This is a genomic window from Planctomycetota bacterium, assembly GCA_016235865.1.
Classification (GTDB): Bacteria; Planctomycetota; MHYJ01; order JACQXL01; family JACQXL01; genus JACRIK01.
In genome coordinates, this window is record JACRIK010000027.1 from 137,799 (window position 1) to 151,020 (window position 13,222).

Here is a 13,222-nt window from a genome sequence, read left to right on the forward strand (position 1 = left end):
CGGCCGGCTTGTCGCCGCCGCTGGGAATCAGAATATTGCTATCACTCATCTTCGCCCTCCTGGCAGGTAATCGGGCCGGAGATGATTTCAATATGCCGGATGGTCAGGTGGCCGTCCGAAGCCGGGGCGGTATGATGTCCGGCCGACTTTTTGGTCTTGGGGATGACCAGTTCGAGGAATCCGTCTTTATATGAAGCCGATGCTTTTTCCGGCTCGATGCCGCAGTAAATATCAACGGCTTTCTCGAACTTGCCGTAATTGATTTCCATCTGTCGGAAATTTCGTTTGGTCCGCGCGTCGCGCTCGTCCCGGCAGCCGGAGATAAGCAGGTGGTTGGAGTTGACATCAAACGAGATGCTGATTTCTTCCGGCTTCATGCCGGCTAACTCGCACCGGATAACGATGTCTTTGTCGGTCTCGTAGATATCGGTGGGCGGAGACCAGGCCTTTTCGGTATAGACCGAGATGAGCTTGCTGGACGAGATGAACAGTTCGGTGAATCTCATCGGGCCCTGCGGGACCTTGTCGTCTCCGAAATGATGGCCGGTATCGGATGTCTTGGAATGAGAATGTTTGGTGGTCATAATTGATATTTTACCTCCCGTAAATTTCCAGATGGATATCGGGGCGAGTGGATTTGAACCACCGACCTCTTGGTCCCGAACCAAGCGCGCTAAGCCAGACTGCGCTACGCCCCGACTGTTACATACCTTTAATGAATCGCTTAACGCCTCTTTTCTTTATCTTGTTTTCCATCCTAACTGCCTCAGACCTTAGCGCTACTCCCGACTAATACTGCCGGGATAAGAAACTGTAACGCCTTGCGGGCTAACAGTTTCTAATGCGCTACGCCCCGTTAGAAAACTTCGTAAACGGATTAAACAGAAATCGGTTAAATCCGCCGAGTCAGTTTAATCCGTTTACCGATTCACTAATATTTTCTCATGATATAAAATCAGACGGGTTAAGTCAATTAATTTGTAATACTGTTTGCTGACTACGGACTTACTTATTAAATGAATAACTATAATATGCCTGGAGTGAGAGGATGGAGAATGCCGTAGAGTAAACCCGTCCGCCGATAGTAGCCCAGGGGCCTTCCGGGTCCCAGGAGCCGTCCAGCAGGCCGCCGGTGCGCTGGTGCTTCAATAAGACATCTTTGTGTGACTTGTTCCATTCATACCAGTAACTCCCGCCCAGTTGCCTGAATGCCAGGGTCTGGTAATACCAGTGCCATTCGTTCATGACGTTTTCCTCCAGGAATAACAGGCTGGGATAATAATCGGTATGCCGGTAGAACGGTTCCCATTGGGGCAGGAATTGTTTGAGCCAGTCCGCGCCTTTGGCGATGACGGCTTTATCGTTCTTCATTAATATATGGCCGAACAGGCCCGAGGCGGTGGAGTCCATGCCGCCGAAGCATATCGGGATGGCGCAGATGTGGACAATCCGGCCGGATGATTTGTCGGTCAGCCGGTCCAGGTAGACCTTGGTCCGGTCTATTTCCTTGTCCGAGATTGCCAGGTCGGTGGCTTGGGCGATTCTTAGGGCCAGGATATAAAAGATGCTCGGGCCCATGTCGGTCGGCTCCAGGTAGAAAGACCACGGGAATCCCGGCTCCGGAGTATTTTTGGAATGTTCCAGGGCCCGCTGGGCCATATCCTTGATTTGGGCATCGTTGGTCATGGCGTAGAGTTCCACCAGGAACAGGGTGGAGATGTTGTGATTATAGCGGCGGGCCAGTTGGCCGTGGTCCTCGCCCTGCTCCAGGCATTGCTTGTTGTGCACGTGGCCTTTGGGGATATTGACGCATCCGGTTTTATCCTGCGCGGTCTTGATGAACTCCAGGCCTTTTCGGACATTCTCCTGATAGAGCCCGGATTGATGGGTCGAGCCGTCGCCCAGGAAGCACAGGAGCGAGAGGCCAGAGACGCTGACATCAACCAGTTCGTCTTCATTAGTGAATGACGGGATCACGACGTTATTATGCCAGGGGTTATTTCGGGCGCAGTTCCAGGAGCCGTTTGCTTCCTGGTTCCGGGCCAGCCAGTCCAGTCCGAGCCGGGCGGCGTTTTCGGTCCGGTCATCGCCGTGGTATTTTGCCAGCAGCTCCGTCCGTCCCGGCGCAAAGCGGTTGGCCAGTGACGCGATAGGCATCCGGGCCGGTGGCTTGATATCAATCTTAACCGGTCCGGGTCCCAGTCGGTTAAGCTGTTTTAAGGCCCAGTCCCGCGAGGCAATGACATCGGTTGGGCTGTCAGCCGGCAATGCGTTCAAGGCCTTGATGTATGTTTCCTTATTATTCAGGGCGGTTGATTTTCCGATGACCCGGCAGATGAGGGCGCGGATGGCCGGCGAATCCGAGTCCAGATAATTGAGCAGGATATCGGCCCTGGCGGACCGGTTGATGAGCGAGACGATGGCGTCCTCCATGTCAAACTGCAGGGTCATCGAGGATTCGGCCGGGTAGCGGCTGATGATTATTTCCGCGGTCCGGGGCGTGTAGTGGTATTTGGCCAGCGCCTCCAGGGCGGTTTTCCGGACCGGGTAATAACCGTCGGTCAGCGTGACATCAAGGCGCGGGATTAACTCTTCGTAAATCCAACTGCCGCATATCAGGGGCAGGCCTTTGAGCACCCGGATATTCTCCAGCCGGATGGCCTTATCCGGGTCGTAGAGGAATATCGGGGAAAACTCGACGTTGAAACGGGAAGCGAAATTAACGCTGACGGTCCGCAGGGTCAGCAGCCGGATATCCCGATTGGGCGACCGGGCGGCATCGCTTTTGAGCCAGTCGATAATCTCATCGGTCATGTGCAGGCGCGGGATGGATTTTTCCACGGCCGCCCGGACGGCCGGTGAGCCGGCGGTGTATGCGGAAAACACCAGTTTGATGTTGTCCAGGGTCGGGGTAGCGGATTGGGATTCTATTAATTTGTCCAGCTCTTGGAGCTGTTTGGTTTGGTCCGGCGCAGACAGGTCCTGGCTGAAAGAGATATTTGCCATGGTGCCATAAACTCCGGCACAAAGGAAGAAGACCAGCAGTATTTTTTTCATTTGCTATGGCAGCGCGGCCGGGTTTAATATAATCACCCCGCTGTTAATCAGGTTGCTGATGATAATGGCAATGCCGATAAGGGTAATCAGGACCGGGCTTAAGACGGAAAGGATTCGGATGACCCGGGTAAGGTCAATATGTTTGGATGAACTCAGGAACGAAACCCCGGTGACCATCAGGATTCCGATAGTAATAAGAACCGATGCCAGGCCGAGCGAGAAGGCCAGTATCAGGAATAAGCCCCAGAGCGTTTTCTTGATGGTAATGGCCATGAGCAGGATGACGATGGCGGTCGGGCAGGGCACCAGCCCGCCGCTGATGCCTAAGGCGAGTATCTGTTTGAGCGAGACCGTTTCCAGGGATGATGTGGCAACGGAATGAGAGTGGCCATGCGCGTGACCCTCGTCGCCCGGATGATGGCTGTGGCTATGCGCGTGACCCTCGTCATCCGAATGGTTGTGCGCTTCACCGAGGTGATGAGTATGTCCATGGTTGCCAAGAGGATTGGTCCCCGATTGGGTCGGGACTCCGCTGTCGCTTCGCAGTCGTCTGGAGAAAATCCAGACGCCCATAATAATCATTATCAGTCCGGAGACCATGCCCAGATAAACCGCCAGGGCGGTCTGGTTGACATAGTACGAGGCGGTCAAGGCTAGGACGCCGGCGATAATGACGGTGGACAAATGTGTGGTGGTTACAATCAATCCCAGCAGGATGGCCTGGGAAATTGTTCCGCGGCTGCCGATCAGGTATGCGCCGACCAAGGTCTTGCCGTGCCCGGGCGCCAAGGCGTGAACCGCGCCGTAGATAAAGGCAAATCCCAGGCCGGCCAGGATTATCCAGAATGACAATGATTCGCTGTTGAGCGAATCCAGCATTTTCTCTTTGCCGGTATTCGAGCCGACGATAGTTGCCGGCCGGTCAAACCTGGCCGGGCCGGTTCCGGTATTTTCGTAATTTAACCGCATGTAATTATATTCCCGCGGCTTTAACCAGAATCCGGATTTGAACATGAGCGACCGGCTGCGCTGTTCGGGCGTATAAGGGATATTTATTCCTTCGCCCTGGGCAAAGAACGCCTTGATCAGGACCGGCTTGGGCAGGGTATTGGTCATCCAGAAATCCAACGTATGTTTCTGCCCGGCCTGGAACCGGAGCGTATCGGACAGCCCCAGGCGTTCCAGGTCGAGCAGGAACTCGAAATTTATCTTGATCGGCACCGGCGCATTTTTGGTATTGGTCACCAGCATCCGGGAGCTGTATAAAGCGAAAGACAGGTCGGCCCGGTCGTCGATGACTATCCTTAATCCGCCGGAGCTGATATCCTTCTGGAGTTTATCCAGGAACAGTTCGTTTTCCTCGTCTGAAATCTCGCCGTTCTTGTCCGTATCAATCAAGGGCCGGAAATCAGGAGCTTCCAGATCGCCCACGGCAATCCAGTAATCCAGATAAATCAAGTCCGGCCAGATGCCCAGTTCCATGGAGGTGTTGATGGATTCCACCTGGCGGTCCGTCAGGTCGTGGGCATAGATGGGCGATGCGATTATGGCAAACAGCAGGATGAGCGGCAGTAAAGAGCGTTTCATATATATAATATAGAATGTTTGAGACCCAGTAAAAACTGCAAGGACCTGGAAGTCAACCAAAATCTGAATAATTGCGCCTTGATAATCCTTGATTCAGCCGGCGGAACACCGCAGTGACCGCGATAGCGAACACCGCAGTGACCGCGAATAAAATGATAATATTGTTAACAGGATTAAGTCTTCAATTATGCGTAGAGATAAAATAGTTGCTTTTACTGAGCGAAATGGTAATTTATCGGGAAAGGAAGGGAATGGATTATGAAATCAAATTGCACGGTCCGATTCGGCCGGAACGATTTCCAGGGTTCGAGATTAAAGAGCCATAAATGCCCGATAAAGAATTGCGATTCCGCTTTGGTGCCGGTGGCCTACCAGAAAATCCAGGGTAAGATGACCTACCTGCCGGTCTGCCGGGCGCACGGGCTGCGCATCCATTCCAACACCTTTGAGTATTTTAACGGGCCGTCCAGGTCGGAAATCAACGCGGCCCTGAGGAGAAATATCTGGGTCAATCCTGATTATTATATCAACCGGGTGGTAAAGAGCGGCGCCCAGCCCGAGCCCTGGCTGGCCTGCTACGAGAACAGCACAGACGCCCTGAGCTGGAACGTCTGCGCCGGAATCTCCGGGGACAAGCGGGCCTTATCAGACCTGCTGACCTTGCTGACCGGGAAACACTATCCGGAAAAACCGGATTTATATCTCTGGGGCCGGAAGGTCGACCTGGCCGGCAACACCTATGTGCCTTACCAGCCGCTGGACCGGGCCAGGCAGCAACTGGAGCGCGACATCAGGCGTTTCCCGACCCGGCCGGATATCATGCTGGTTATCCCCAAAAAACTGGTGGTGTGCATCGAGGCCAAGTTCGGCGGCGCAAACCCGATGGCGGATAACGCCAGGTCCGGGCCGGGTGAAAAACCCCGAAAGGTATCCGAGCTCATTAAAAGATATTACCTCAATAACGTCTATCTGGAATCGGATCCGATATTCGAGGTGACCAAGCCGCCCGAGCCGTTTTACGAGCAGTTGTTCCGGAACATCGTCTTTGCCGCCTCAATGGCCAAGATTGAAGGCCCGGCCGAGTGGTGCGCGGTCAACCTGCGCAGCGGGCATGTCATGAATATCAAACGGGGCCGGCCCGCCAGCCTGCCGGTGACCAAGAACGTCCGCTCGTTTCTGATGCCTAAATACAAAAAGCAATTCGTCCATATCACCTGGGAGGACATCTTCAGTCGGGTGATAAAGGGTAACACAAAACTGGCTGACCTGGCTTGGTACCTGAAGAACAAGAGTTTTGAGTGCATCCGGGCGTTTAATATAATGTAGGCGGCAAAACCGAGCGATTTTCCAGATTATCCTTGAAATTCCAGGGATAATTTTGTATCATAACAGGCGCATCAGGGGTGTCCCTACGGGATTTTCGTTTATAGAATACCGTGAGGTGCTAGCAAAACCATTGACCTTTTGTGCAGACGGGCATATACCACATGATTGAGCATCTTGAGAGTCCCGGCGATAAATTAGTTGATTACGAGAACTGGAAAGCAATCATGCTCAACACATTAAAATACCAGATTTATATCGTCTCTCCGGAATATGATTTCATCTGGGTCAATAAAGCATTTGAAGAGGAAATCGGTCTGTCTTTAAGCGAACTCAAAGGCAAGAAATGCTATGAAGTCATCCATCGGGCCAACAAGCCGTCGGAAATTTGTTTGTTATATAATATGCTGAAAGATAATAAGTTCCGTTTGATGGAGACAGAGGTGGAATTGAACGGTAAGACGTCGCACATTTCAGCTACGCCGGTCCTGGATGGTAAGGGCAACCTGGAAAAGGTTATTCACATCCTTACGGATATAAGCGAGCATAAGCGGGCTGAAGAATCGTTACTCTTGTCCCGGAATCAAATGGAGGCCGTGGCGAAGATCGGAATCACGGTTAACTCCACTCTGAATATCAGCGAGGTATTGAACTACATCCTGACAGGTGCTCTTGAAGTTACGGGTGCATCGGTCGGCATGATATTCCTCAAGGATCAGGAGACGGGTTGCCTGAAATGGGGCGCTGCACATGGCTTGTCCGAGGCGTTTATTCAGTCCTATCGAGACCAGGTTATTAAACCCGGCGAGGGTTTAAGCGGCCGCATCGCCCAGACCGGTCAACCAATTTATATCGCGGAAAACTCCTCGCTTGACCCGAGGATTGCCCGGTCTATAATCAAGACCGCAGGATTTAACAGCTTCATCGGCGTGCCGGTTTATGCCGAGGATAAAATCGTCGCCGTGATGAATGTCCTGACCAAACCGCCGGATGTTTTGGGGGAAGATAAAACCGCCCTGATTAAGGCCGTGGCCACGCAGGTGGGCTTCGCTATTCGCAATGCCCGGCTTTTCAATGAACGCCAAAAGGCCGAAGAGGCCCTCCAACGGAGTGAGCGTAACCTGGTCGAGGCGCAGCACATCGCGCACATCGGAAGTTATGAATATGACGTGGTGAATAAACGGCTGTATTGGTCGGATGAGATTTTACACATCTTGGGTATTTCACGCCGGGATTTCAAGGGCAATATCGATGATTTCTTAAGCCGCAACCATCCAGACGATAACGAACTGGTTAAAAAAGCCGTCAAGGAAGCCATGGAACAGAGAAAGGCGGGAGATTTTATACATCGCGTCATAAGGGCTGATGGCGCTGTCCGGACGGTTCATGAACGTATCAGTCCATTTTTTGACGAAAAAGGACAGGTAATACGCTACATCGGTGCGGTCCATGATATTACTGAGCGCAAGCAGGCCGAAGAGGCCCTAAAGAAGAGCGAGGAAAAATTCAGGATGCTTGCCGAAAAAGCAATTGTGGGTATCTATATTATCCAGGACATGAAGATGGTTTACATCAATCCCAGTTGCGTCAGGGCCCTTGGGTATGAATCCGGAGAAGCCGCCGATCGACTCGGCCTGCAAGACATAATTCATCCTGATGATTTCCGGCTCGCAAGGCAACGGGTTCAGGAAAGATTGGAAGGCAAAGAGGGGAAAGCCAATGCGATCTACAGGGCAGTAAGAAAAGACGGTTCGACTATTGATATCGAGGTTTACAGTATGCTTACGGAATATCAGGGCCGGCCGGCTGTGATGGGGACCGTGATGGACATTACCGAGCGCAAACGGGCCGAAGAGATGCTGAAGGAGAGTGAAAATCGTTTTAGGCAGATAGCCGAAAGCTCCGAAGAGTGGATTTGGGAGGTCGATAATAAAGGTTTATATACCTATGCCAGCCCGGTCGTAGAAAAAATTCTCGGCTATACGCCGGAGGAAATCGTCGGGAAAAAGCATTTTTACGACCTCTTTATCCCGGATATGCGGGAAAAACTTAAGAAGGCCGCCTTTGAAGGCTTTGATAAAAAAATGCCTTTTAAAGAATTTGTCAACCCAAATGAGCATAAAGATGGGCGCATCATTATACTGGAAACAAATGGAATGCCGATTTTAGATAGTATGGGGAACTTGTTGGGTTATCGCGGTGCAGACATTAATATCACCGAGCGCAGGAAGATGCAGGAGATGCTGGTGGAATCCGAGGAAAAGTATCGGACGATGGTAGAGAATTCCAATGACTTAATATGGGCGCTTGATGTTGAAGGGCGCCTGATTTTCGTTAATAAGCGGGCGCTGGAAATCGGCGGCTATCTGATGGCGGAACTGGATAAAAAGCATTTCAGCCTGGGGGTTCACCCTGATGATTTGGACAGAGTAAAAATGCACGTTGGCAGAACGCTTAAGGGAGAATCCCAGACCTACGAGGCGCGGGTCATCGACCGCCATGACCGGATATTGGTACTTCAAATTAATGCTGCGCCCCTGTACCGGAATAAGCAGGTGATAGGGACGGTCAGTTTTGCGCGCGACATCACCGAAAGCAAGAAAGCCGAGGAGGCGCTGCGGGAGAGCGAGGAGAAGTTCAGGGGGCTGGCCGACCAGTCGCCCAACATGATTTTCATTAATAGTCGAGGGCGCGTTATTTATGTCAACAAAAAATGCGAGGAGATAATGGGCTATTCAAGAAAAGAGTTTTACTCCGAGAAATTCGATTTCATGGATATAATCGCGCCGGATTCAAGGAAGTTGATTAAAGATAATCTTAAGAAGCATTTAAAGGGCAAGGAGATACCGCCCTATGAATATAAACTCCGGACCAAGGATGGAAAAGAAATAGTCGGCATACATACCACTAAGTTAATTGATATTAAAGGGGAAAGGGCTGTTTTGGGCATAATAACCGATATCACCGAGCAGGTCCAATCACGGGAGCAAATCCGGGCCCAGGCCGTGTCCCTGGAGCAGAAAAACGCCGCCTTAAAGGAACTTCTGGAGCAGATTACCAGGGAGAAAAAGGACATTACCGACAAGATGCATACCAACCTGGAAAAACTGGTCATACCCAAGATAAAGAGGATGAAAAGCAAATCCGAAGAAGGTCTCAAAGACCAACTCGGAATTATCGAAAGGCATATCAAGAATATCGCGTCCTCGTTCGGCAAAAAGATATCCTCCGGCCAGCGGGCCCTGTCAACCCGCGAAATAGAAATCTGCGACATGATACGGGACGGGCTCAAGAATAAGGCCATTGCCCGGGAACTGCGCCTCTCCTTGGAGACGGTCGAAACCATGCGCAAGAATATCCGGCGCAAGCTGAAAATCCAGAATAAAGAGGTAAACCTCAAAACCTACCTCCAGACCCTGTAACCGGATAATCAGCCTTTAACGCCCCCGGCCAGGCCAAAGTGGGTATGCTGCATACCCATTTCTACCCTAAATTTCCTACCTTGACGTTTCGCTGATATCAGCTATATTATAGGCAGACCAATGATGAACTCCCTCAGACGGGTAAAACAAAAGGGGGAGAGAAGCTGGCTTCTCCAGAGTTTTCTACTTAAGTGTATGCATCAGCGAGGGGTCATGTCTATCTCCCCCTTTAAGATAAAATAGAAGAGGGGATGCGGCTCCTGGGGTTTGCTGCCAAGAGATATGCATCAGAGTGGGGCCAAATCTCCCCTTTTTCTGGTATCAGGCCTATGAACAGATTAGAGTTGAAATTCTCCACCTCGGCTGAGATGACCCGGGCCGTATTCCAGATGTTCAGCCGGATACTCAACTCGGTCGGGATGGACGAGGAAACCCGGACCAGGTTTATGCTGGCGGTCGGCGAGGCCATAGACAATGCCGTGATTCACGGCAATAAATTCTCGGCCGATAAATTCATAGAAGTGGAGTGCTTCTGCAATTTAAATAAAATAACTTTTATGGTGGCGGACCAGGGCGACGGTTTTGATTATCGCAAGCATCTGGATACCCCGATTGCTGAATTCCAGGCGCCTAAACTTATAGAAAAGACAATGAAGTTCGGTTCTCCGGGCGGGCTGGGCCTGGCCCTGATCCGAAAGTGTGCTGATGAAGTTATCTTCACCCCTCCGGGCAATCGGGTGAGTTTTGTTAAATATATCTAAGGATAGGAATGGCAATATGGCATATCTGACTGCAAGCCGGGAAGGCAAACGATTCCTGGGCAATCGGGACAAAAAAGAGGTCCACGACCTGAAGTGTGAAGACGTAAGCCAAAACGGCTGCGGGGTTAACGAGTTCATCCGTTCCGACAATGCGGTCGGCTTTATCGTCGATACTCTGGACCAGGCGCACCAGGAAAGATACACCGCCTGCCCTAAATGCATCGGTAAAACGGAGCAATAAGGCGTCCCGGTTCCGGCCCGGCGCTTATCAATAGATGCATTCTTATTTCCCCAAACGCCATTCACGCAAATATATTCCTGAATTTTTTATTGACAGTTCTATGTCAATTTGATTGGTTAACGGATAAGAGGGAAGATATTTTATGACCGACGAACCCAAAGGGACCGCGTCCAGCGAACCGCAAGTGCCGCAGACTGCCGCCAGCCAGACCGAGAAGATAGGCGATTTCGAGATATTCAAGGACCAGCTCCTGGGCAAGGGCGCCTGGGGCGAGGTCTACCGCGGACGCCAGGTCTCCCTGGAACGGCCGGTGGCCGTCAAGATCCTCAAGAAGGAATTGTCCTCGGACGAGGAATTCGTCCGCCGGTTCATGCGCGAGGCCAAGTGTATCGCCCAGCTCATCGACGAAAACATCATCCAGGTCTACGGCGCCGGGGTGCACGAAGGCGCCTACTACTTCGCCATGGAATTCGTCCAGGGTCTGCCGCTCCAGAAATTCCTGGACCGGGGCCGGAAATTCTCCACTGACGACATCATCTACATCGCCATGGCTGTGGCCAAGGCCTTGAAGGCCGCCTGGGAAAGTCCGGAACAGGTGGTCCACCGCGATATCAAACCGTCCAATGTAATGATATCATTTTCCAGCTCGCTTATCGCCTCCAGCCGCAAGCCCGAGACCAGCGACAGCATTGCCTTTGTGGACGTCAATATCAACGAAGCCAAGGTCAAGGTCATGGACTTCGGACTGGCCAAGGTGGCCTCGTCATCGGCCGGCAAGGACGCGACCATGGTCGGCACCATCATCGGCACGCCCAAGTATATCTCGCCCGAACAGGGACTGGGCAACCCGGCCGATATCCGCTCCGACATCTATTCGCTCGGCATCGTGATGTATGAACTGGCCACCGGCCGGATTCCCTTCACCAGCGACAGCGCGGTCAGCCTGGTGCGCCATCATATCTATGACACGGCTATTCCGCCCAGACAGATTAATCCCGATATGTCCGAGGATTTGGAAACCGTCATCATGAAATGCATCCAGAAGGACCCGAATCACCGCTACGGCAATCCCGGTGAGATGCTGGAGGATTTAGAAGCGTTGCGTCGGGCCACCAAGCCCCTGTACGCCACCCAGACCATGGCCAATATCGGCGCCACCATGCTGGCCCGGCCCCAGGGCGCCAAGGGCAGCAAAACCGGCCTGATTATCGGCGGTGTGGTGGTTGCGGCGGTTGCGGCCGTGGCCGGCATATACTTCGCCACCCGGCCGGCCAAGGAAAACAAGCCCGATATGCCCACTATTATCCAGCCGCCGGCCAACAACACGGTGGAACTCCGCAGAGACCGCGATAGCGAACAGCCGGCCAGCGGCACCGATACCTCGATGCCGATTATCAGCCAGCCGATTACCCCGACCGAAGACCCGGCCCAGAAACTCAACCAGCTCTGCTCGATGATAGAGCAGTATATCAATTACGGCACCATCCCGAGCCTGGACGAGGCCGGCCAGCTCCTGGCCAAGGCCAAGGCCATCGACAGCGCCAATGAAAAGGTCAAGCAGCTCGACCTGCTCTGGCAGCAGAAAAAGGACGAGGTCCTTAAAGAGGAAGACCGCAAGAAGCGCGAGGAGAATTACCAGAAATATATGTCCATGGGCAATGAGGCCAAGGCCAAGAAGGACTGGAAATCAGCCCTGCAATCATTCTCGGACGCCCAGGCCATCAACTCCACCGTCTCGGTCACCGAGGAGATAGAATCCGTCCGGGCCAACGTCAGGAAGATAGAAGACTACGACGCCCTGCTGGAAAAGGCCCATCAATACGAGGACAGCGAGAAGTATGACGAGGCCGTAACCGAATACAAGAAACTGATGGAACTTTTTCCCAAAGTTAAGGACCTGTACCAGAAAGAACCGACCCCGCCCCGGGAATACATCCAGAAATGCGAAGAGCGGCTGAAGAACCGGGACTTTACTAAACTGATTAACGAAGGCGAGGAGCTGCTCAGGCAGAAGAAATACACCTCGGCCGAAAAGATGTTAAAGCTGGCCCGTGAGGTCAGGCCCTCGGATCAGGGCATTGCCGACAAACTGGCCGAGGTAAGAAAAGCCATTCCGGCCAATATGGCCTTTGTGGAAGAGGGCGCCTTTATGATGGGCGAAAAAGGCAAGACCGAAAAAGAGGTCATGGTCCAGTCCTTCTTCGTGGATATATACGAGGTCACCAACAAGGAATACAAGGAATTCTACGACGCGGTCAAGTCCGGCAACCATGACAAATGCCACCGGGACGAGGAGCCGAAGAAGAAGAAAACACCCGAGATACGCAAGCACCAGCCGGAATTCTGGAAAGACGGCAACTACGGCAAATCTGAGGGCGACCTGCCGGTAGTGGGCATAGACTGGTATGACGCCTATGCCTATGCCTCCTGGTCCGGCAAGCGTCTGCTGACTTCAATCGAATGGGAAAAAGCCGCCCGCGGCCTGGACGGCAGAATCTATCCGGGCGGCTGGAAAGAGAAGAGCGAAATCAAGGCCAATGTCAAGGGATTAGGACCCAGCGGCCTGACCGCCATCGGGTTCTTCGTGCCGGACGCCAGCCCGTTCGGATGCTATGACATGACCGGCAACGCCGGAGAATGGACGGCCGACGCCGGCAAGATTGGATTCATCGTCCGGGGCGGCAACTGGGCGTCGTCGCCGGTGCAGGTTTACAAAACCGACGACTCGCTCTGGCATACCCGGGTCAATTACCTCGGGTTAAGATGCGCCAAAACAGTAAAATAAGCTGGACAACAGGATTTAACGGATTTATCAGATTAGAATTATCAGT

Annotated in this window: 8 protein-coding genes and 1 tRNA gene; 5 read left to right on the plus strand and 4 right to left on the minus strand. The window is 52.5% G+C overall.

Annotated features, from left to right (window positions below; translation table 11 throughout):
- Nucleotides 1-41: 41 nt before the first annotated feature.
- The 4 genes from HZA49_08835 to HZA49_08850 form a co-directional block, all read right to left on the minus strand.
- A complete protein-coding gene (locus HZA49_08835) occupies nt 42-584 on the minus strand; it encodes an Hsp20/alpha crystallin family protein (GenBank protein MBI5779545.1) in 543 nt (180 codons plus the stop codon).
- A gap of 38 nt (nt 585-622) precedes the next feature.
- A tRNA-Pro gene (locus HZA49_08840) sits at nt 623-698 on the minus strand.
- Nucleotides 699-1,005: 307 nt separating this feature from the next.
- Nucleotides 1,006-3,057 (minus strand): hypothetical protein, encoded by a 2,052-nt coding sequence (locus HZA49_08845; GenBank protein MBI5779546.1) that lies wholly within the window; start codon nt 3,055-3,057, stop codon nt 1,006-1,008.
- Nucleotides 3,058-3,060: 3 nt separating this feature from the next.
- Complete coding sequence (locus HZA49_08850; GenBank protein MBI5779547.1) at nt 3,061-4,644, minus strand: sulfite exporter TauE/SafE family protein; 1,584 nt, start codon at nt 4,642-4,644, stop codon at nt 3,061-3,063.
- A gap of 258 nt (nt 4,645-4,902) precedes the next feature.
- Here HZA49_08850 and HZA49_08855 point away from each other — a divergent pair, with 258 nt between their 5' ends.
- From HZA49_08855 to HZA49_08875, 5 genes are all read left to right on the plus strand, one after another.
- Nucleotides 4,903-5,970, plus strand: coding sequence for a hypothetical protein (locus HZA49_08855; protein ID MBI5779548.1), 1,068 nt, complete (start codon nt 4,903-4,905; stop codon nt 5,968-5,970).
- Nucleotides 5,971-6,131: 161 nt separating this feature from the next.
- Nucleotides 6,132-9,389: a PAS domain S-box protein gene (locus HZA49_08860; protein MBI5779549.1), complete on the plus strand. Its 3,258-nt coding sequence runs from the start codon at nt 6,132-6,134 to the stop codon at nt 9,387-9,389.
- A 329-nt stretch (nt 9,390-9,718) separates the two neighbouring features.
- Nucleotides 9,719-10,150, plus strand: coding sequence for an ATP-binding protein (locus tag HZA49_08865; GenBank protein MBI5779550.1), 432 nt, complete (start codon nt 9,719-9,721; stop codon nt 10,148-10,150).
- A gap of 16 nt (nt 10,151-10,166) precedes the next feature.
- Nucleotides 10,167-10,391, plus strand: coding sequence for a hypothetical protein (locus HZA49_08870; GenBank protein MBI5779551.1), 225 nt, complete (start codon nt 10,167-10,169; stop codon nt 10,389-10,391).
- A gap of 142 nt (nt 10,392-10,533) precedes the next feature.
- Nucleotides 10,534-13,176, plus strand: coding sequence for a protein kinase (locus tag HZA49_08875; protein MBI5779552.1), 2,643 nt, complete (start codon nt 10,534-10,536; stop codon nt 13,174-13,176).
- Nucleotides 13,177-13,222: the final 46 nt, after the last annotated feature.

What these genes read in the sequence shown, in the direction of transcription:
- HZA49_08835 (MBI5779545.1), bottom strand. Translation starts at nt 584, where the DNA reads ATGACCACCAAACATTCTCATTCCAAGACATCCGATACCGGCCATCAT.
- HZA49_08845 (MBI5779546.1), bottom strand. Translation starts at nt 3,057, where the DNA reads ATGAAAAAAATACTGCTGGTCTTCTTCCTTTGTGCCGGAGTTTATGGC.
- HZA49_08850 (MBI5779547.1), bottom strand. Translation starts at nt 4,644, where the DNA reads ATGAAACGCTCTTTACTGCCGCTCATCCTGCTGTTTGCCATAATCGCA.
- HZA49_08855 (MBI5779548.1), top strand. Translation starts at nt 4,903, where the DNA reads ATGAAATCAAATTGCACGGTCCGATTCGGCCGGAACGATTTCCAGGGT.
- HZA49_08860 (MBI5779549.1), top strand. Translation starts at nt 6,132, where the DNA reads ATGATTGAGCATCTTGAGAGTCCCGGCGATAAATTAGTTGATTACGAG.
- HZA49_08865 (MBI5779550.1), top strand. Translation starts at nt 9,719, where the DNA reads ATGAACAGATTAGAGTTGAAATTCTCCACCTCGGCTGAGATGACCCGG.
- HZA49_08870 (MBI5779551.1), top strand. Translation starts at nt 10,167, where the DNA reads ATGGCATATCTGACTGCAAGCCGGGAAGGCAAACGATTCCTGGGCAAT.
- HZA49_08875 (MBI5779552.1), top strand. Translation starts at nt 10,534, where the DNA reads ATGACCGACGAACCCAAAGGGACCGCGTCCAGCGAACCGCAAGTGCCG.